Source organism: Myroides sp. DW712, from assembly GCF_046557355.1.
Lineage (GTDB): Bacteria > Bacteroidota > Bacteroidia > Flavobacteriales > Flavobacteriaceae > Flavobacterium.
On record NZ_JBKFDO010000022.1, the window covers coordinates 19787 to 41935 of the forward strand.

General features: G+C 36.9%; 18 protein-coding genes. 12 read left to right on the top strand and 6 right to left on the bottom strand.

Annotated elements, in window-relative coordinates; all coding sequences use genetic code 11:
* Positions 1–660 precede the first annotated feature (660 nt).
* Positions 661–1746 carry a magnesium/cobalt transporter CorA gene (corA, locus tag ACLJX0_RS14360; RefSeq protein WP_410881385.1) on the bottom strand — a complete coding sequence of 362 codons (1086 nt, stop codon included), beginning with the start codon at positions 1744–1746 and terminating at the stop codon, positions 661–663.
* Positions 1747–1821: 75 nt separating this feature from the next.
* On the opposite strand from corA, the gene hutI reads away from it, so the two are divergent.
* Genes hutI through ACLJX0_RS14375 form a run of 3 tightly spaced genes read left to right on the top strand, consistent with a single transcriptional unit; the run spans position 1822 to position 4823 of the window.
* Positions 1822–3075: an imidazolonepropionase gene (hutI, locus tag ACLJX0_RS14365; RefSeq protein ID WP_410881387.1), complete on the top strand. Its 1254-nt coding sequence runs from the start codon at positions 1822–1824 to the stop codon at positions 3073–3075.
* 27 nt (positions 3076–3102) lie between these two features.
* On the top strand, positions 3103–4149 hold the full coding sequence (locus ACLJX0_RS14370; RefSeq protein WP_410881389.1) for a formimidoylglutamase: 1047 nt from the start codon (positions 3103–3105) through the stop codon (positions 4147–4149).
* Complete coding sequence (locus tag ACLJX0_RS14375; RefSeq protein WP_410881391.1) at positions 4149–4823, top strand: response regulator transcription factor; 675 nt, start codon at positions 4149–4151, stop codon at positions 4821–4823. Before ACLJX0_RS14370 ends, ACLJX0_RS14375 begins: the two co-directional genes overlap by 1 nt.
* Positions 4824–4940: 117 nt before the next feature.
* On the opposite strand, the gene aroC is transcribed toward ACLJX0_RS14375, so the two are convergent.
* The gene (gene aroC, locus ACLJX0_RS14380) at positions 4941–6023 is read right to left on the bottom strand and encodes a chorismate synthase (protein ID WP_410881393.1); all 1083 of its coding nucleotides are present in this window, start codon (positions 6021–6023) and stop codon (positions 4941–4943) included.
* 89 nt (positions 6024–6112) lie between these two features.
* The gene (locus ACLJX0_RS14385) at positions 6113–7162 is read right to left on the bottom strand and encodes an AI-2E family transporter (protein ID WP_410881395.1); all 1050 of its coding nucleotides are present in this window, start codon (positions 7160–7162) and stop codon (positions 6113–6115) included.
* A gap of 157 nt (positions 7163–7319) precedes the next feature.
* On the opposite strand from ACLJX0_RS14385, the gene ACLJX0_RS14390 reads away from it, so the two are divergent.
* A complete protein-coding gene (locus ACLJX0_RS14390) occupies positions 7320–8441 on the top strand; it encodes a peptide-N-glycosidase F-related protein (protein ID WP_410881397.1) in 1122 nt (373 codons plus the stop codon).
* A 328-nt stretch (positions 8442–8769) separates the two neighbouring features.
* Here the strand turns inward: ACLJX0_RS14390 and glmM are convergent, their stop codons facing one another.
* Positions 8770–10158 (bottom strand): phosphoglucosamine mutase, encoded by a 1389-nt coding sequence (gene glmM, locus ACLJX0_RS14395; RefSeq protein WP_410881398.1) that lies wholly within the window; start codon positions 10156–10158, stop codon positions 8770–8772.
* A 99-nt stretch (positions 10159–10257) separates the two neighbouring features.
* On the opposite strand from glmM, the gene ACLJX0_RS14400 reads away from it, so the two are divergent.
* The 7 genes from ACLJX0_RS14400 (at position 10258) to ACLJX0_RS14430 (ending at position 17065) form a co-directional block, all read left to right on the top strand.
* A complete protein-coding gene (locus ACLJX0_RS14400; protein ID WP_410881399.1) occupies positions 10258–10857 on the top strand; it encodes an ACP phosphodiesterase in 600 nt (199 codons plus the stop codon).
* Between the two features lie 71 nt (positions 10858–10928).
* Complete coding sequence (locus ACLJX0_RS14405; RefSeq protein WP_410881400.1) at positions 10929–12743, top strand: chloride channel protein; 1815 nt, start codon at positions 10929–10931, stop codon at positions 12741–12743.
* A gap of 724 nt (positions 12744–13467) precedes the next feature.
* The gene (locus ACLJX0_RS14410; RefSeq protein ID WP_410881401.1) at positions 13468–13842 is read left to right on the top strand and encodes a winged helix-turn-helix transcriptional regulator; all 375 of its coding nucleotides are present in this window, start codon (positions 13468–13470) and stop codon (positions 13840–13842) included.
* On the top strand, positions 13842–14663 hold the full coding sequence (locus ACLJX0_RS14415) for a serine O-acetyltransferase (protein WP_410881403.1): 822 nt from the start codon (positions 13842–13844) through the stop codon (positions 14661–14663). The genes ACLJX0_RS14410 and ACLJX0_RS14415 overlap by 1 nt, the downstream gene beginning before the upstream one ends.
* 24 nt (positions 14664–14687) lie before the next feature.
* Positions 14688–15626, top strand: a complete 939-nt coding sequence (gene cysK, locus ACLJX0_RS14420) for a cysteine synthase A (protein ID WP_410881405.1) — start codon at positions 14688–14690, stop codon at positions 15624–15626.
* 145 nt (positions 15627–15771) lie between these two features.
* On the top strand, positions 15772–16584 hold the full coding sequence (locus ACLJX0_RS14425) for a 5'-nucleotidase, lipoprotein e(P4) family (RefSeq protein WP_410881406.1): 813 nt from the start codon (positions 15772–15774) through the stop codon (positions 16582–16584).
* Positions 16585–16618: 34 nt separating this feature from the next.
* Positions 16619–17065, top strand: a complete 447-nt coding sequence (locus ACLJX0_RS14430) for a hypothetical protein (protein WP_410881408.1) — start codon at positions 16619–16621, stop codon at positions 17063–17065.
* A 55-nt stretch (positions 17066–17120) separates the two neighbouring features.
* Here ACLJX0_RS14430 and ACLJX0_RS14435 read toward each other — a convergent pair whose 3' ends face one another.
* On the bottom strand, positions 17121–17342 hold the full coding sequence (locus ACLJX0_RS14435) for a helix-turn-helix domain-containing protein (protein WP_410881410.1): 222 nt from the start codon (positions 17340–17342) through the stop codon (positions 17121–17123).
* Positions 17343–18646: 1304 nt separating this feature from the next.
* Complete coding sequence (locus ACLJX0_RS14440; RefSeq protein WP_410881412.1) at positions 18647–20263, bottom strand: ABC-F family ATP-binding cassette domain-containing protein; 1617 nt, start codon at positions 20261–20263, stop codon at positions 18647–18649.
* Between the two features lie 176 nt (positions 20264–20439).
* Here ACLJX0_RS14440 and ACLJX0_RS14445 point away from each other — a divergent pair, with 176 nt between their 5' ends.
* A complete protein-coding gene (locus ACLJX0_RS14445) occupies positions 20440–21846 on the top strand; it encodes a hypothetical protein (protein WP_410881414.1) in 1407 nt (468 codons plus the stop codon).
* Positions 21847–22149: the final 303 nt, after the last annotated feature.

Below are 22149 nucleotides of genomic sequence, written 5' to 3' on the forward strand. Positions count from 1 at the left end.
ACTCATTTTTTACAAAAATAGAAACACGTATTCGCTTCTATCATTTTTTAACATAAACAAATCAAATATACTTAAAAATAGCATACATTTTCTTTTTATTTTTCATTTTTTAAAAAACCTCCTTGATTTACTATATGCCTACAACAATGTGCCCCACTCATTAGCCCAAAAACACGCCTTGCTATATGAGCCTACTCTCTTCCTTTTTTTCCTTCTCCTCTAGCAAAATCAGCCTTGGCAGCACAAACTGTTATTATTTAGCATAAATAATTCTTCTGTATATATTTATCATATTCTTAGTATATTCAAAAATCATTATAGTTAATAATTAAAATAATACTATTTATTACATAATTTAATTACATATATCCCGCATTTAACCAATAAAACATCCTTTATTTTTAACTTTAAGCACGAAGTTTTACCATATCTTTAATTACTTTTTAAGAGAATAAATTAGTTCAACTGCCGAAGGTTAGCTAAATTTGTTCGAGAATAAAAAAACGCAAAAAGCGAAGTGCCTCGTGAAGCACTCGTAAATCCAAGCACTTTAGCGTTTTTCACTAAATTGAACGATATAGAGTTTTATACTTTATCTACGTTATATGTTGTTTCCTATGCAAAAGCCCAATGCGTGTCGTTGGGCTTTTGTTTTGCGTATTAAAACCATCGCTTCCACTTAAAATAGGCAATCATGGCTAAAACTAACAAGAACATTCCGATAAGCGTAATAAAGTAGCCATTTTCCATTTTGAGTTCTGGCATGTTTTCAAAATTCATCCCATACACTCCCACAATAAAAGTTAACGGAATAAAAATAACAGATACAATGGTTAATACCTTCATAATCTCATTCATTCGATTACTTTGAGAGGAGAAGTAATAATTGGTTGCACTATCCAATTTATTGAGGTTGTATTCTATCTGATCCAGAATTTCAATACACTTATACTGTAAGCGATCATAAAACAGTAAACTTTCTTTGCTAATAATCAAATGCGGGTGTGTTTTGTCGTGTAGCGTTCTCACGTTGTTGAGAATTTCACGCATGGGCATTACCGCTCGTTTAACATCATTCAACTCTTGTGTATATTCTTCAATACTGATGAGCGTATCACGATGGTATTTGGCGCGCGCGTCCTGAAGAATTTGCTCCACATTGTCCTCTACTACATCTAGCGTAACAAAAAAACTATCCATTAGAGAATCCATCAACAAATACAGTAAATAACCTGTATCTCGTTTGCGAACCTGACCAATTTTCATGCGAATTCGATCGCGAATAATGTGAAAAAAATCACCTCTTTTTTCTTGAAAAGACAACAGTAAATTCGACTTTAAAATAAAACTTATCTGCTCAATTTCGATATTTTGTTTAATATCTTGATAGGGTAATAGCGCTTTAAGGCTAAAGAAAAGCGTATCATCTAAATCTTCTACGCGCGTTCTTCGTCCAAAGTTGAGAATCTCCGCCATAATGTAAGATTGGATTTGGAAGAACTCCCCTATTTCTTGTAAGAGCTCAATATCGTGCAACCCATGTAAATTAAACCACTTGATAGCATCCGCACTTGTATTGCGCAACACCTCCTCTATTTCTTTTAGACTTAAATCATTATACTCTTCAAAATGATCTGCTGTATAAATAAATAATTGCATGGAAATCGGCACATCGGGGAATGAACCTGCATATTCCAGCACATTGGGTTGAAGTTTTCTTGTTTTACTATATTTAACTCGTTTCACATTCGTAAATTTGTTTAAATATATAACATTTTTAAACTGTACTTTTAGGGCTACACAAAAAAATAACAAACAACAATGAGAATTTTAATTAAAAACATAAAAGAATTACTACAAACAAGAGCAACTCATGTAGACATGATTTCAGGCTGTGATATGAAAACACTTCCTAAACTAGATTATGCCTTTTTACTAATCGAAGGGGAAACCATTTTGGATTATGGTGTCATGGCAGACTGTCCAGCAGAAGATGATCGCATAACCGAAGTTATCGACGCAACGGGTTGTGTGGTACTTCCAACATGGGTGGATAGCCATACACACTTGGTTTATGCGGGAAATCGAACCTTAGAGTTTGTTGATCGTATTAATGGATTGAGCTATGAGGAAATCTTCAATCGCGGTGGAGGAATTCTCAATTCAGCCAAAAAACTACAAGAGACTAGCGAAGAAGAACTATTTGAGCAATCGAGAGTCCGTATAGAAGAAGTCATTGCACAAGGAACAGGAGCCGTAGAAATTAAATCGGGTTATGGCTTAACGCTTGAATCTGAACTTAAGATGTTACGCGTCATCAAACGTTTAAAAGAGCAATATCCCTTGGCGATTAAAGCTACCTTTTTAGGCGCTCATGCTTTTCCAAGTGAGTACAAAGACAATCATACAGGTTATATTGATTTATTAGTAAATGAAATGATTCCAGCTATTGCTCAAGAAAATTTAGCGGAATACATCGATGCCTTTTTAGAGACGGGTTATTTTTCTGTGGAAGAAACAACTCGTATCATGGAAGCAGGAAAACAACATGGTTTGCGTGCCAAAATTCACGTCAATCAATTTACAGCGATTGGTGGTATTGCTGCTTGCGTGCAACACGATGCCCTCTCTGTGGATCACTTAGAAATAGTAACCGATGAGGATATTGAAGTGCTCAAAAACAGTAAAACCATGCCCGTGGCTTTACCCACGTGCTCTTTCTTTATTTCAATTCCCTATACGCCTGCTAAAAAAATGTTAGCTGCAGGACTACCTCTTGCTTTAGCTTCTGATTCTAATCCAGGTACAACGCCATCAGGCAATATGAACTTTGTGGTGGCTACCGCTTGTATTAAGATGAAACTAACGCCCGAAGAAGCCATCAATGCTGCGACGATTAATGGGGCTTATGCTATGGGAGTTGGTGCTACACACGGCAGTATCACCAAAGGTAAAAAAGCCAGTGTGATTATTACCAAGCCGCTGCATTCATTTTACGAAATCCCGTATGCTTTTGCTAGTAATCCCATTGGAACAGTTATCTTAAATGGACGAATTCAACCGTATAAAAATTAAGTAAAAGTAGCTCTAACATACTGCGACATGACACAAACAAAACTAACGATTTTTACAAGAGACCAATTACTAGCCTTGACGAGTTTACGCAATGGTGAAATCAAATTAGGCGAACGCGTACACGTAATTCAACAGCCTCAAGATTGGGAAAGAGAACTTACTCAAAACGAAAGCAAATACGTTATTTTAGGTATTCCTGAAGACATTGGGGTCAAAGCCAATTTCGGTCGTATGGGAGCGGCGAGTGCGTGGGAAAAATTTATTGCTACCTTTTTAAATATTCAGCACAACCGATTCAACAAAGGCTATTGGGTAACGGTATTGGGACATTTGGATTTTGCTACAGAAGTAGAAGAAGCCCAACACTTAGATCCTGCCAATAAAGCGGATCGAAAACGCCTTTTTGAACTCGTACAACTGATTGACAAAGAAGTTTCTCACTTAATTGCTAAAATTGTCAAAGCTGGAAAAATTCCCATCGTTATTGGTGGAGGCCATAATAATGCGTATGGTAATATCAAGGGAACCGCTTTAGCGAAAGGTAAAGCTATTAATGCAGTTAACTTTGATGCGCATACTGATTTTAGACCTTTAGAAGGCAGACATAGTGGCAATGGATTTTCCTATGCCTTTGAGGAAGGCTTCCTAAAAAACTACTTCGTCTTTGGTTTACATGAGAACTATACCTCCAAAAGTATTTTAAGCGCCATCAAACTACAAGCCAATCGCGTGAAATACAATACTTATGAACAAATCAATATTCGAAAGGAAAAATCGTTTAGCAATGAATTGCTCAATGCAAAGAAACACATTGACCTAGACTACTACGGCATTGAAATAGATTTAGATGCGATTCCCCAAGTAGCCAGCAGTGCCATTACTCCTACGGGTTTTTCGGCAGAACGCGCCCGTCAATTCCTTCATTTCTTTGCAGAATCATCAAACGTCGCTTATCTCCACATTTGTGAAGGAGCACCGTCCCTTGATTTTCCAACAAATAATCACCTCGTTGGCAAATTAATAGCGTATCTTGTCTCTGATTTTATGAAATCAAATTCAAATAGCAAGAAGTAGTGAATATATTATTAGTAGAAGACGACAAGCGAATCAGTGAATTTATCGTCAAAGGATTAGAAGAAAAAGGAATGCATGTCCAACTAGTTTCCTCAGGAGATGAAGCGCGAAACCTCATGCTTCAAGGAGGCTGGGATCTGATTCTGATGGATATTATGCTACCCGATATTGATGGTATTCAGCTAACGAAAATGATTCGCTTTAAAAAAGACTATACCCCCATTCTCATGCTAAGTGCCCTGAGTGATACCACAGATAAAATAGATGCTTTGGATGGAGGAGCCGATGATTACCTCACGAAACCTTTTCACTTTAGTGAATTGTTGTCGCGCATCAATGCACTAACCCGTCGAACTAAATTTAACTACGAAAATACAAGTAAATCGTATCACTGTAGAGATATAGAATTAAATCCCGAAAAACATGTAGTTTCTCAAGGGGGAAAAATCATTGATTTGTCCCCCAAAGAGTACAAACTATTGTTGTATTTACTAGAAAATAAAGGACGTGTCATCTCGAGAACCCAAATTTTAGAACAGGTTTGGGGTATTCAATACGATACCAATACCAATGTAGTAGACGTATACATTTCTTATATCCGAAATAAGATTGACGAAACCCAAGGGAAACTAATCCACACCATCAAAGGCACTGGTTATATGCTACAAGAATAGTTTTTATGCGTTTCTTTTTTGCTTAACTTCTAAATACTTAGCTTAGATTACTGTATTGTTCAATAAAAAAACAACTGATATCAACCCAGTCCTGGTCTCTATAAAAAAATATCTTTTTTATTCTTGAAGTTTTTTCAATCCTTGTTTTCCATATTGTTCGATAAAGAAATCAACTAAGGTCAACGCAGTCATAGCCTCGACAATTGGTACTGCTCTTGGGAGTACACATGCATCGTGACGGCCTTTCCCTTGAACGGTTACCACTTCATTCTTTGCGTTAATAGAAAGTTGATCCTTCATGATTGTTGCTGTAGGTTTAAAAGCGACCTTAAAATAGATATCCATCCCATTACTAATACCTCCCACAATTCCACCAGCGTGGTTGGTTTGGGTACGACCATGAGGCAGAAGAATATCATTATGTTGACTTCCACGGAGTTGAGTACCAGCAAAACCACTACCGAATTCCACCCCTTTTACTGCATTAATACTCAACATGGCTTTGGCTAATTCCGCATCTAACTTATCAAAAACGGGAGCTCCCAATCCAACTGGTACGCCTTGCACCACACAGGTAATAACACCTCCTACCGAATCACCTTCTTTTTTCACTTGTCGAATCAAGTGTTCCATGGCTAGTGCCACCTTAGCATCTGGACACCGTACCGCATTGGATTCAATAGACTGAAGATCAAGAGCCGTATAGGGTTGTTCGACGGAAATTTCTCCTACAGCCGATACGTAAGCCGTAATCTTTACACTACCTAAGAGTTGTTTGGCCAGAGCACCTCCCACCACACGACAAGCTGTTTCACGAGCAGAACTCCTTCCACCCCCTCTATAATCGCGTATTCCATACTTTTGATCATATACATAATCTGCATGGCTGGGTCGATAGACTTGCTTAATGTGCGCGTAGTCTTGTGATTTAGAATTCGTATTTTCAATGGTAAATCCGATAGGTGTTCCTGTAGTCATTCCTTCAAAGATTCCAGATAAAAAGCGTACCTGATCTGCTTCTTTGCGCTGGGTTACTAAGGTCGATTGTCCTGGTTTACGTCGATTCATCTCCTGTTGAATCGCATCCATATCCAATACAATGCCTGAAGGGCATCCATCGATAATACCTCCAAGTGCTTCCCCATGTGATTCGCCAAAGGTTGTTAAGCTAAAGTATTTGCCAAAAGTATTTCCATTCATAATCCACTTTTCTCATTTAAGTGAGCCAAACAAAGATAAGCCAATCCTCTTGTTTCTGGCTGCTATTTCACCAAAATCAGTATGCTTCTCTATTTTTCTATAATTTTCGCCTTGTTATTTGCTACAAACTCCCGGTAGTATATTTTTACTAACCACATAAAAAGAGAAAACAAAATGGGACCAAAGATAATACCTATAAACCCGAAGATATTGACGCCCACAATAACTCCAAAAATTGTAATCAACGGATGGACATCTGCCATTTTCTTTTGCAGCATAAATCGAATTAAATTATCAGACAATCCCACTACTATCAAGCAGTAAATCAATAAACCAATCGCACTTCCTTGCTGCCCATTAGCCAGCATCATAATCACCAAAGGCACATAAATTACGGCAGCCCCGACCACGGGCAAGAGTGAAGCAAAAGCAGTTAAAACAAAAAATACAAAGGCATCTTCCACCCCAAAAATCATATACCCAATAAAAGCAACAATTCCTTGAATAAAAGCCGTTAAAGGAACTCCTATACTATTGGACACCACCAATCGTTTCATGTCTAATTTTACTTCATCGATATTGCTTGTTTTCATTGGCAAATAATGCGTCAACCAATCGTGAATAGCTTGATATTCCTTCAATAAAAAATAAAGCATCAAATACGCTACCAGAATTTCCACCACACTGTTCACGGATGTATTAACAATGGCTTGAAAAGCTTTCGTACCCAATTCCGTTACTTTGCCAAGGGTATTTTCATTAAAAATATCAATGTTATACGTTTCTCTTAAACTGCGAACCGTGGACTCTATTCCTGTCTGAATCTTATCCTTATCTTGCAATACTACCAATACTTTTTCGGTTAGCGTTTGAATTAATAGATATAACGGAGCCAAAACCAAGAGACTACTTCCCAACATCAAGGAAATAATAGATAAATTCTTATTCCATCCTTTTTTTTGCGTCATCCAACAATAAGGGGTAAACAAAAGTACAAATAAGCACAGCGCCCCTAAAAAGCCAGGAAGAAAAAAGACGAGATTACTCGCCAACAAATAAAAAACAAACAAAATTAGTAAGATAAATCCCAATTGAACTAAAATAGAATTGGGAATTAACGGTTTTGGATTTGAAGTCATAGCAAATTTGATTAAACTTAGACTTTAAAGTTAGAAAAAAAATAGTTTATATTGGAGAAATCTTGCCAAAATGCACAAAATAATATTTGAATTTCATTTGTTTATTTTTGGTTTTTTTTAACTATATTCACACTTTTATAACACTTAACACAAAACAATGAGCAGAAAGATTTTATTACTTAGTTTTTTAGTTTGTAGCTTACTGGTCGGTACTGTCGCTTGTTCTTCAGATGATTCTTCTCCAAAGAAAGAAGAGCCTAATCCAGAACCAGAGCCTAATCCCAATCCGGATGATGATAACGTTGAACCTGGGGAAGAAGAAGGTGAAGAAGAACCTACAAAAACGGGAACAGTTAACTATTCGACATTTAAAGACGTAAAAGTAGGTTTTGGTGATGGTTTATCTCAAAGTGCTGAGGGAACTTTTACTTTTCCTACGGACATCGAAAAGGTACAAAGCATCAAAATGTACGTACAAAACCCTTGTCAAAACAAAAATGATTGTGACGAATGGGATCGTTTTGCTAATGTATATGTAAAAAATAAAAAGACGAACGAGTGGTATGAGATTGGACGTTTTATTACGCCCTATTGGGTAGGTTCCGAGAAGTTGCAACGCGGATGGGAATTTGATGTAACTGATTTTAAATCTTTACTAACAGGTGATGCGGAAATAAAAATATACACCGAAACGTGGTTACCTATAGGGCGTGTATACAGCGTTGATTTTGATTTCATTTATGGAGAATCCGCCTATAAGTATTCTGCTGTTACCCCTTTGTTTCAACACAATCAATCGTCTATTGATGGGGTGCCTTATGGAACAGGACAAACGACAGATTTAGCTCGAACTGTAAAATTACCAGGTAATACTGATATGGCCTACTTTAGAACCATTATTTCGGGTTGGGGACATGCAACACCTAACGATGCAGGAGGTCGTGGATGTGCGGAGTGGTGCTATAGAACACACCTCATTCAACTAGATGGCAGTAATGCCTTTGAACATTATATGGGACCTATTGGTTGTGCAAGTAACCCTATCAACAATCAAGCTCCAGGAAACTGGAAACCTGATCGCGCTGGTTGGTGTCCAGGTATGGTTGTTCCAGTGCGTTTGAATGCCCTTACTGGTGATTTAAAAAACAAAACGTTGCATTTCAACTATCAATTGGAACCTTGGACCGCGAATAACCCAGAAGATAAAGCCTTCTATGCTATCTCAACCTTTATTGTAGTACATAGTAATACGCCTATTTCAGCGGCAATTGTTAATTAGGGATGAGTTAAGGGTGAACGTTGAACATCCCTAAATAGGGTTGACCGTTTTTAAACATTACTTCCTTATTAAACACAGTAAAAATTGGTTTGTAGTATTACTGTACTACAAACCATTTTTTGTTTTTAAATATGAGAACCTAATCTTAAAGTATTCAAAATGAATAACAATGGGATAATCACCTCTTACTACAATTAAAAAGTTTTTCACAATACACTACAAACTTTAAACCAATTTTTGGATTAAATGAATTATTTAATTAAAAAAAAGACGTCAAGATTTACTCTTCACGTCTTTTTTTAACTCTTAACCTATCACCCTTAACCACCTATATTCCCGCAATTACGCGTAATTCCTCCATCATACGTCCTGCTAGTCCATCAGCTTCTTCTTGCGTCGGTGCTTCCGTATAAATGCGGATAATCGGTTCTGTATTGGATTTTCTCAGGTGTACCCAACTCGTTGGGAAGTCAATTTTAACTCCATCAACGGTACTAACCTCTTGATTTTTGTAATTTTCAGCGATAAGTTCTAAAATCATATCGACATTTAACTTAGGTGTCAATTCGATTTTGTTCTTACTCATATAGTACTGTGGATAAGTTGCTCTAAGTTCTGCAACAGATAGCGTTTGATTCGCTAAATGAGTCAAGAATAAGGCTACCCCAACTAAAGCATCGCGACCATAGTGAATCTCAGGATAGATAATTCCTCCATTACCTTCTCCCCCAATCACAGCATTTGTTGCTTTCATCAATTCTACTACATTTACCTCTCCCACTGCTGCTGCTTGGTAGCTTCCTCCGCGGTTTACCGTTACATCGCGTAATGCGCGAGAAGAAGACAAGTTCGACACGGTATTACCCGGTGTTTTACTCAAGACATAATCCGCTACAGCCACTAAAGTATATTCTTCCCCAAACATTTCTCCATCATTCGAAATAAAGGCCAAACGATCCACATCTGGATCTACCACAATCCCCAAGTCCGCACCTTCTTTTTTCACTAATTCACAGATATCTTGTAAATGCTCTTTTAATGGCTCTGGATTATGTGGAAAATGCCCCGTTGGCTCACAATATAACGCTACTACTTCAACACCTAATTTTCTCAATAACGCTGGAATAACAATTCCTCCAGAGGAATTTACTCCATCCACTACTACTTTAAACTGGCGTTTTTGGATAGCAGCCACATCGACTAATTTTAGTTTTAAAACTTCTTCAATATGAATATCCATATAATCCTTTCGCTCCGTGATGCTTCCCAAACGATCTACTTCTGCAAAAATATAGCTTTCTTGATCAGCAATTTGCAAGATGATTTCTCCTTCAGCACCACTCAAGAATTCCCCTTTATCATTAAGTAATTTTAAGGCATTCCATTGCTTGGGATTATGCGAAGCAGTCAGGATAATACCTCCATCAGCCCCTTCCATAGGCACAGCTACTTCAACGGTTGGCGTGGTAGATAACCCTAGATCAATTACATCTATCCCCAATCCTACTAAGGTATGTATCACTAACTGGTGAATCATAGGGCCTGATATACGGGCATCACGACCAATGACCACTTTCAATTGTTCTTTGGTACTGTTATTTTTTAAAAAGGTTCCATAAGCAGAGGCAAATTTAACCGCATCGATAGGCGTTAAATTAAAACCTACTTTCCCCCCAATGGTTCCTCGTATTCCAGAAATTGATTTTATCAATGTCATATCTCTATTTTTTTTCTTACCAACAAATATAAAACAATTCACTCGCTTATACTTTCAAATCCCAAGTGAAAATTGTAAATTTGAGTATAAAGCAAAAAGATGAATTTTTTAGCCCATGTTTATTTATCTGGTCAAGACGAAGCCAAAGCCCTAGGTAACTTTATAGCGGATAGCGTACGAGGCAAACAATACTTAAACTTCCCTAAAGGCATCCAGCACGGTATTCTCTTGCATCGGGAAATAGACACCTATACCGATAATCACCCTCTTTGGCGCAAGGACAAAAAACGAATTGTCCCCATTTATAACCACTATGCTGCGGTAATTATTGATATGTATTACGATCATTTCCTTGCCAAGAATTGGGCCTTGTACCACAATCTGCCTTTGGCTAGCTATGCCGCCAATTTTTACGCGAGCTTAGAGCGAAACTTTGACCTTCTTCCTCCTAAAATTCAAAACTTTTTACCGATAATGATTCGAGAAAATTGGTTTATGTGTTATGAAACCATAGAAGGCTTAGGGTACATTTTATCCCAGATGGATCGAAGAACCAAGGGCATTTCGAAAATGACACAGGCAACCAAAGAACTAGTAGAATACTATGATGAAATAGAGCATGGCTTCACTGAATTTTTTAAGGAATTAGAACATCATGTCGCATTCGTTCAAAAAACGCCGCGTTTCACTACAATTTAAGCTGTTTTTTAACCTAAAAAAATAGTAACGATGGATTCTATTTTATCGACTATTTCGATTATTTTTGCACCATGAGAATTTGGAATAAAAAACGTATTGCGTACTATGGTAAGCAGACCTTTCGGTATGCAGAGGGTATTTTATTTTTTTTAAAATCAATACTTTCGGATCGCCAATTTCTGTATTTATCTTGTGTTTTAGTTGGAGCATCGAGTGCTATAGCGGTGACGATTTTAAAATCATTTGCCCATGCGGTATTCCAATTTGCTACCTATATTGATAATATTTCCCATCTTCCTTATACCAATAGCATCTTGCCTATTATCGGTATTTTACTGACCGTATTTGTCGTGCGTAAATTCTTAAATGGCAGTATTGAAAAAGGAACCTATCAGATTATGATTGCTGTGGCTAAGCGTTCAGGAGTAATGCCTAAAAAACAGATGTACTCTCAAATCGTAACGAGTTCCCTTACTGTTGGTATGGGAGGTTCGCTGGGACTAGAGTCCCCTATTGCCATTACAGGAGCGGCTTTTGGATCTAACTTTGCACAGAACTATAAACTCAGCTATAAAGATCGTATTCTCCTCTTGGGATGTGGAGTCGCTGCTGGTATTTCAGCTGCTTTTAACGCACCTATTGCAGGAGTACTTTTTGCCATTGAAATTGTATTAGCTGATATTACCGTTTCTGCCTTTATTCCAATTATGATTGCCTCTGCTACAGGAACCATTGTTACAGATTTAATCATCAAAGAAGATATTCTACTTTCCTTCAAGAAACAATTGGTATTTGATACTTATAATACAGGATATTATATAATTCTCGGCGTTCTTGCAGGACTATTTTGTGTCTATCATGCCCGTATGTTTCGAAAAACAGAGGCCTATATTTCCAAATTTACCAATCACGTCTATAAAAAAGCTATTTTAGGAGCCACTATGTTAGCAGTGTTAATCTTCCTCTTTCCAACGCTGTTTGGAGAAGGATACGAAAGCATCAAAATATTAGCTGGCGATCAACCAGAAACCATTCTAAACAATACCCTTTTAAAAAACTTTACCACCAATGAATGGGTATTACTGCTATTCGTGGCAGGAGCAGCTTTGGTCAAAACCTTTGCTGCAGGACTAACTATGGGAAGTGGGGGAAATGGAGGAAACTTCGCTCCTTCTCTATTTGTTGGGTCTTATCTGGGATTTACTGTAGCTAAATTCTTTTCGCTCTTAGGTGTTAAAGACATGCCCATTCAAAACTTTACTGTTGTTGGAATGGCTGGCGTTATCAGTGGATTGTTTCACGCTCCTCTAACAGGAATCTTCTTAATTGCAGAAATTACAGGAGGCTATGGCTTAATGGTCCCCCTACTCATCGTTTCCTCTATCAGTTTTGCGATTGCCAAACATATGGAGAAATATTCTATGGATATTAAATCCATTGCAGAAACGGGTATGGTTTTCACTTCTGATAAAGATGCAAATATCCTTTCTACTATTGATGCTCATGATTTTATTCGCCATGATATCCACCTGTTAAAGTCTACACAGACCACTCAAGATGCAGTGGCTATCTTTACACAAACCCAACAGGAATTTATTCCCGTCGTAGATGAACAGGAAGTTCTACTCGGAGTAATTAACCTAAACCACGTCCGTCCCATTGTTTTCAGCACGTTCCAAACAAAATTTACACCAATTTCTGATTTAATAGAACAACCCATTACAGTATCGTGGAATGATAGTACGAAACATATCATCAATCGATTTGATTTAAAGAAATCTGATTTTGTATTGGTGGAAAAAGACGATAAATACTTTGGCTACATCCTCAAAGCAGATATGCTTGAAGCGTATCGAAATAACTTAAAATCGCTGTCTATTAATTAGGGAGAAGTTTTTTTTGCTTTTTTGTTGCTTTGAAGATTTAATTTATAATAAAAATCTAGCTGTATTTATTCCTATTAAAAAAAGAAAATCACGGCTATTAACGATGTTCCTACAAAAAAGCAACCTACGAAAAAAATACGCTTTGCGCGCAAAAGTTGGGGACTAAATAGAGCTTTTGCGCGAAACGTATATAGTTAATACTAACCTTTTTTTTTTAAGAATAAATGTACTCGTTGGCGAGCAAATAGCTACCACGAGAGAAGGAGTAGAAAAAACAGAGAGTATCTTTGACGACACTCTCTGGTACTATAGTAACTTCGTATATGTTATTTCTCATTTGAAATAGAACAACAAAACAACAAAACCAAATTCCTTACAAGTAGCCGCTCAAAAGAAATCTTAAAAATAAATCTATTTCAAAAACAAACACACAAAGAACTATTCATTCTTCAAAGAACATGATTTAGATGTTCTTCACATATTTACTTCAAATATACAGATTAATTTGCGGAACCCTACTATACACTAGTTCGCATTTAACAATTATTATCCCAAAAAGATACTCAATATTCTCAATGAGTATATTTATTGTACTATAAAAACTAAAATTTGTCATATTTAGTAGATAAATATACTAAAAAAACGTTAAGCCCCTTGTCCATTGTGTGCTTTTGCTTACATTAGCTTTCTATAAAGGAAGTAACTTCCTTAAAGGAAACTTAAAATGACAACCTTAGACCTCGATACTATTCAACATACGCTCCATTCCCTTAGTGGTAAGTGGAGAATTCCGATTGTAACGGTTTTATTTCACTTGGATAAAGCGCGTTATTCTACCTTGCAACAGCACTTACCCAAAATTGGTAGCAAGATGTTGACATCAGAGCTAAAAATGATGGAACAACTCAACCTAATTGAACGTATTATTACGGAAACTCCAGTGCTCATTGAGTACCAATTGAGTCCGAAAGGCAAATCACTTCGCCCGGTTTTAGAAGCACTTTCCTGTTGGGGAGCACGTGATTTACCTGCTAAAGCTACTCAATTAACCGATGCAAACAAACACGAAATTAATCATTTCTTAACTATTAATATCTAATGGATTTTATTCAAGAATTACTGTACAAAAATGAAAGCACCAATGCTTTTCTAGATAAAAAAAGAATGGAACAGTTTACGGATACGCTCTTTCATTTTTTATTTCAATTAGAAGATAAGCGATATCATTCTGAAGAAGCCATTAACATTCGCTTACTTACCTTAAAGCAAGAAATGATTTCCATTCTCTTCAGTATTAATAATAATGAAGATCGCTCTCATCAAATTGCCAATGATTTTTTTGAGGCTCTCCCCGATATTTATCAACTACTTAATACGGATGCAACGGCTATTTTAGAGAATGATCCTGCGGCTACCTGTCTACAAGAAGTACACATCGCTTATCCGGGATTTTATGCCATTGCTATTTATCGCTTTGCCCATCAATTACAGCAACAAAATGTACGTTTGTTGCCTCGTATTTGGACGGAATACGCACACAATAAAACGGGAATTGACATTCACCCTGCTGCAAGTATAGGTTCACATTTTTGTATTGACCACGGAACAGGAATTGTTATTGGAGAAACCTGTGTTATTGGTACCAATGTAAAAATATACCAAGGCGTTACTTTAGGCGCTATTTCTGTTTCAAAAGACAAAGCAAATACACGTCGACATCCTTATATTGAAGATAATGTAGTAATCTATTCTGGGGCTACTGTACTGGGTGGAGACACCATTATTGGGCACGATTCTGTCATTGGTGGAAACGTGTGGTTGACCAAAAGTGTGGCTCCTCATTCCATTATTTACAGCAAGAGTAAGGTGTATTCAAAGTATGCTGACAATTACCCCGAACCAATCAATTTTATTATATAACGTAAAAGCAAAAAAATATTTTTTATGAAAGCACAAACCATTTTAGACACCATTGGACGCACCCCTCATGTCAAGATTAATAAGCTTTTTCCAGAGCATCTCAATGTATGGATTAAGTTAGAAAAACAAAATCCAGGTGGAAGTTTGAAAGACCGTATTGCCTTAGCGATGATAGAAGATGCGGAAGCAAAAGGCATCATCAACAAAGACACAACCATTATTGAGCCTACGTCTGGAAATACAGGGGTTGGATTAGCAATGGTTTGTGCCGTTAAAGGCTACCAGTTAATTTTGGTAATGCCCGAATCCATGAGTATTGAAAGACGAAAACTGATGGCTGCCTTTGGTGCGAAATTCGTTTTAACTCCTCGAGAATTAGGGACAGCAGGATCTGTAGCAAAAGCAACGGAACTTGCCGAGCAAATGGACAATGCTTGGGTACCACAACAATTCAACAATTTATCTAATCCAGAGGTTCACCGCAAAACAACGGCTTTGGAAATCATCAACGATTTTCCGGAGGGAATTGATTACTTAATTACAGGTGTAGGAACTGGAGGACATATTACAGGGGTAGCAGAAGTATTAAAAGAGAAATTTCCCAACCTAAAAGTTTTTGCAGTTGAACCGAAAAACTCTCCTGTTTTAAGTGGCGGACAACCAGGTCCTCACCCCTTACAAGGAATTGGTGCGGGCTTTGTTCCTAAAGTAGTCAATACGGCTATTTTTGACGGAGTAATTACCATTGACAAAGAAGAGGCATTCACCTATACCAATCGCATTGCGAAAGAAGAAGGAATTTTAGCAGGTATTTCAACGGGAACTTCCTTAGCAGCTATTGCTCAAAAACTACCTGAAATCGAAGCTGGAGCGACGATTTTAACGTTTAACTATGATACAGGTGAGCGCTACTGGTCTGTAGACGACTTATTTGATGAGAAAGCGGCTGAATACAAAGAGTAAGCCTTCTTATACTATAAATAAAAACCTTTTTGCCTCGTGTAGAAAGGTTTTTTTGTTGATTCTCGTAAGAGCTTATCCTGCATAATTCCTCCTATTCTAATTTTATGTTGTATTTTTGTAGCATCATAAACAGTAAAACTAGAATATGTTAAAAAGAATGTTCCTCCTTGCAGGACTCGTTGTTTTATCAGCTTGTAAAACAACCCCTTCAAGTCAAGTTACTTCAACTCAGTCTCCTTTACACCAAATTGAAGTAAACGGTAAACTATACGCGGCAGTATTTCAACAAAACGCAGCTGAATATCAAGCCTTAGCTGCGCAAGCCTTCAATATAGCGACGTTACGAGTAGATGAAATTGTAACGCAACAATATAACAAACCTTTGGCTATTGTTACGGATATTGACGAAACGTTTTTAGATAACTCTCCTTATGCTGTAGAAATGGCACGTCAAGGTAAAGTATTTAGTGAAGAGACTTGGAACGCCTGGACTTCCAAAGGAGAAGCTCTGCCGTTGCTAGGAAGTTTAGAATTCTTCAATTACGCAGCATCTAAGGGAATTGAGGTATACTATATTACCAATCGTACCCAAAATGATAAAGCGGGTACAATGAAAAATCTCAAAAAATACAACTATCCTTTTGCTGATGAGCAACACGTGATTGTTCGCACAACAGAATCTAGCAAAGAAACAAGACGCCAAAAACTAAGTGAAACACATGAAATTGTGATGCTTCTTGGGGATAATTTATCAGATTTTTCTGCTGCTTTTGACAAGAAGTCACAAGCAGAACGCTTACAAAATGTAAAAAACAACCAGGCGTTGTTTGGTAAGAAATTTATTGTGTTACCAAACACAGGGTATGGCGATTGGGAATCGGCGTTATTAGACTACAAACGCAACCTGACCACAGAAGAAAAAGACGCCCTATACAACAAAAGCGTGAAAGGTTTTTAATCCAAAACAAAAGATAACTTAATAACTCGACAACATGAAAAAATTAATAGCAATTTGTGCTTTTTTGGCTTTGCCATTTGCATTTGGTAGCTGTTCAAGTGATGACAATACCGTAAAACGCAATGAAAGCGATTATGCGGGAACTTGGGTAACAGACGAATTATCCTATACCCTTCCAGGAGCTGATAAACCAAGTAAACACAAGTTTAAAGATTTTCCTGGTCCAGATGCTGTGATTGAAGACATCATGGTATTAACCAAGGACAAAGCAACGCTAACGGAAACTAAAAGAGATAGCGGTGTACAACCAGCCATTCAAGGAATCATCGACAACGATAAAATAATTACTTGGGACAGTGAGGATCCTAGACATACAAAAAGAACGATTCTAGACGCCACAGATACAGTACTAAGAGTAGTATACGATATTGATATGAGAGGTGCTAATTTACCTGTTACCGTTACTTACTTAAGAAAATAAATATAAAAGCCTTCGAAACGGAAGGCTTTTTTTATGCGTATTATGTATCGCAAGCCTACACTCCCGCTAAACCACAAAAATCATGGAGCGATAATCCTCTGGCCGTGCAAATTTTAATCAGGGTTGTTAAACTGATAGTATAATTAGGATCATCCTTAATCAGTCGCACTATTTTTTCATCAATGCCATGATCACGAGCAAACTGACTATTATTCCTATATTGAACTAACCATTCGTCTCGAATGAACTCTACAATTTTTCTATTCTTATTGGTCATGAATTTTTTTTTTACTTTTTTTCTCGGAAATACTTCCGAGTTTTGTTTTTTTTTGTACATTAGCAAAACGATAACTGATACAGGTTGGTTTTGGTCATCTAAATCACAAGCAATAAAAAAGCATACTGAAGTATCCCTTACAATGGTACACGCATAGCGTAAGAGTACTTTTACTAGACAATTGCTTGCACGTTGTTTATACCAACCCTCCTGGGAATGAAAGACGCCACTAATCCTAAATGGGCTAAGGAACACTGGCAAACTTCAAACCTATTGGTTACGAGACGAAATAGTTTCCGCTATTTCGCTCAACAGGAGAATTTAATTTCCTGTAGCACACCTCCCATCCTACTAAACTGAATACGCGCTTGGATGCGAACTTTTATTTTATATAATTTTGCACGTTAAAAGTAAAAATTTTATCCATCGTTTCCAAAAAGCGATTACATCAGTTGAAGGAGGAAGAGGAACGTTCTGCGATCGTTCAGCTAAAAGCTGAACGATCGATACGACTTATCGCTTAGCTTCTCTCCCATCACGGCTAAGTTCACCATATCAAAGGCATCTCTTTTTCCATTTAGCGTTGGATTAATTGCCATGCTTTTACCCTATAAAGTTAATAACCGCTTTTGCTACTTCATTGATTTTTGTATCAATCGCGCAGAGATTATTATTTCACATCAGAGCTAACTACCGTAGTTCCGACGAATCTTATACCTGTTTAACGGAAAATACGGGTGTGAAAATACATATCTCGTTTTTTGTTTGTTTGAATCCTGCTCGAAACAAAACGTTTTGAGCAGGTCAAACAAAAAAATCGAACCCAATTAATACCGTTACTATTCATTCTATTAACTAAAAAAAGATAAACTGCCTCCTTGGCCTCCTCTACTTGATGTTTTATAGCCAGACAAACTAGCGTAAATGAATCTTTACTTTATACGACACTAAGGCAGTACTACATGGAGTCAGTAGAAACAGATTACTTTTTCATTTTACGCCAATGCTACAGTATCTAGCAAGCGTACAGACTAATTATGCCTGTTTCTCCGTGTTACTGGTGGTTGTTTTGGGAGACGCAACTGCTAGGAAGCATGGAGAATAGGCTTTTATACTTGTTGTTGCAGGTGTCTTTGCCCACTCAGATCCACCGTTTACTGTAAGATGCTCCTCGCGAATTTCACTCCCGTGAATTTGATGTTTTCAATACAGGCGCTCCATTAAACAATTGTCATCTGAACTAATAAAAAAAACCAACCCTTATGCAGGATTGGTTTTCTATTTTACTATTGAATAGCCAACGATTAGCTGTACATTTTATCGCGTAATTCTTTTACTTTAGGATCATCCAAATAATCTTCAAACGTCATATAGCGATCGATGACTCCTTTTGGCGTTAACTCTAAAATACGTGTTCCTACCGTTTGTGCAAATTCTTTATCGTGAGTGGTGAATAATACCGTCCCCTTAAATCCTTTTAGAGAGTTATTGAAGGCAGTAATTGATTCCAAGTCTAAGTGGTTTGTTGGTTCATCAAGCATCAATACGTTCGCTCTCAACATCATCATACGAGATAACATGCAACGTACTTTTTCTCCTCCTGATAATACTCTACCCGTTTTCAAGGCTTCTTCCCCAGAGAAAATCATTTTTCCTAAGAATCCACGTACATATACTTCATCTCTTTCTTCTTCTGTTTTTGCCCATTGACGCAACCAATCTACTAGCGTTAAGTCATTTTCAAAAAACGCGTGGTTGTCAGCAGGTAAGTACGATTGAGAAGTTGTAATTCCCCACTCTACTTTTCCAGCATCTGCCTTTAAGTTATCGTTAATAATTTCATAGAACGCTGTTGTAGCACGTGAATCACGAGAGATTACCACGATTTTATCCCCTTTTACAACATTCAAATCTACATCTTTGAATAACACTTCTCCGTCAATTGAACTTGCTAATCCAGTGATATTCAAGATTTGATCTCCTGCCTCTCTATCTTGATCAAAAATAATTGCTGGATAACGACGAGAAGAAGGTTTAATATCGTCTAATTTCAATTTATCAATCATCTTTTTACGCGAAGTAGCTTGTTTTGACTTCGCCACGTTCGCACTAAAACGACGGATAAACTCTTCTAATTCTGCTTTTTTCTCTTCTGCTTTCTTATTCTGTTGTGCTCTTTGTTTTGCCGCTAGCTGGCTTGACTCATACCAGAACGTATAATTCCCCGAATAGTGTGTGATTTTACCAAAGTCAATATCCGACACATGCGTACAAACCGCATCCAGGAAGTGACGGTCATGGGATACCACTAACACTGTATTTTCATAATTTGCCAAGAAATTTTCTAACCAACCGATGGTTTCAAAGTCCAAGTCGTTGGTCGGCTCATCCATGATTAATACATCCGGGTTTCCAAACAACGCTTGTGCCAATAATACACGAACTTTCAACTTGGCATCCATTTCACCCATTAGTGTATAATGGAATTCTTCAGAGATTCCTAAATTGGATAACATTGTTGCTGCATCTGACTCGGCATTCCATCCATTCATTTCATCAAAGCGAATTTGAAGTTCACCAATGCGATCAGCATTCTCATCTGTATAGTTTAAGTACAGGTCATCCATTTCTTTTTTAACAGCAAATAGATCTTTGTTTCCCATCATCACTGTTTCAAGAACCGTGTGTTCATCAAACATATTGTGGTTCTGGTTTAACACTGACATACGTTTGCCTGGTTCTAGAATCACATGCCCAGATGTAGGATCAAATTCCCCTGATAAAATTTTCAAAAACGTTGATTTACCCGCACCATTTGCACCGATAATTCCATAGCAGTTACCCTGCGTAAAGGTTACATTTACTTCATCAAATAAAATTCGCTTACCGAACTGAACTGACAGATTTGAAACTGTTAACATTATTTCTCGTTTGATTTAATTTGTGCAAAATTACTAAATATATATGAGATTTAATCCCTCTTATTTATTTCAATTTTGAATTACTTATTTTAACCATCTATTAACAAGTTTAAAGATACGTAAAACTTACTTTTGCTATCGACGTCAATTTTTAACTAGCATTACTCCCCAAAACAATGTGTAGTAACCTTTTACATACCAGTATCCGTTATGGCTTATTGCCATTAGTTGCGCTATTATTTTCTTGCCAAAAGAAATTTGATGCAACGGACTATTCTGCTTATTTCAGTGGTGAAATACAAAATCCAACGAGCGATTATATTCTTTTCTTTAAAGATAACGACCTACTAGACACTATTTACTTAGATGAGAATCACCGTTTTGAGAAGAAATTTGATTCACTTAGTCCTGGTCTTTACATCTATCGTATTAATCCGGAGTTTCAATACGTTTACTTTGATAAAAATGACAGTTTACATTTGCGTTTAAATTCAAGAGACTTTGACCATTCTATTATTTTTTCAGGTCGTGGAGCGGAGAAAAATAACTTCTTGATGAATTTAACAGTTAAGAACTTAGTGGATGATGCAACACGGTATGAGAACTATGACCTTGGTGTGGATCAATTCACTCGTTTTATTGATTCCACGCATGCTGCGCGTACCACTTATTATTTAAGAAGTAAGGCTATTATTGGATGGGGATCTGAATTTGACATGTATGCCAAAACGAAGCTAGATCTTCATTTTTACAGCCAAAAGGAGATTTATCCTATTGCCCATTATGTGCGAACAAAAAAAGATATACGCGAACAACTTCCTCCTGATTATTACTCCTTTCGCGACAAGGTTGATTTTAACAACGAAAAATTAATTAGCTACTCCTCCTTCACGAAGTACTTAGCGATTATGTTGAGTTCTATTAGCGAGGAGTCCGATTTCGACTTTGACAGGGAGAGTAAATTTGACAAAAACATCACCAAACTCAATGTCGTGGATACACTGATTCGCAACGAAAAAGTAAAAAACACGATTTTAGATAATATTGCCCTCATTTATTTATTAGAGGATCAAAATCTAAACAACAACGATAAATTTTTTGAGGCATATTTTAAACTTTCTACAGATACTACCCAACACCAAGAGATTATAAAAATTCAAAATGCGGTTCAAAACCTCAAGTATGAAAATCGACTACCTACAGTTGATTTGGTTGACTTAGCGGGGCAACATGTAAACTTCAAAAAATTAATTAAGAAGAAAACACTGATGTTTGTTTGGACCAAGAACGGCTTAGCCCATGCAGAAGCGAGCCATAAAAGAGCCTTGGAGTTATTGGAAAAACTCCCTCATATTCAAGTAATTTCGGTATGTATTGATGGAGAGCATCAAGAATGGAAAAGCTTAGTTCGACACTATAAACATCCTAATTTAATCGAATTGCGTTGCACAGATTTTAATGATTTGAAAGATAAATGGATTATCACCAAAATTCAACGCAGTATTATCTTGAATAAAGACGGAAGTATTCAAGAAGCTTTTGTCAATATTTTTGATCGCAATATGGAGCAATTACTGGATTAGGATTGGCTTTTGTGAGTTGTTTTTTTGCTTTTTTGATTATACCGCAAACTATAAACTGTAAACTATAAACTGTAAACTATAAACTATAAACTATAAACTGTAAACTGTAAACTATAAACTGTAAACTATAAACTGTAAACTGTAAACTATAAACTATAAACTATAAACTGTAAACTATAAACTGTAAACTGTAAACTGATAAACCATAAAAAAACCCTTCCATAGCTTACGAAGTTTGAGGCTATCGAAGGGTCTGTTTTTTTTAAGAACTCAGTATAATATATTTAGTCCCCACTAATATTT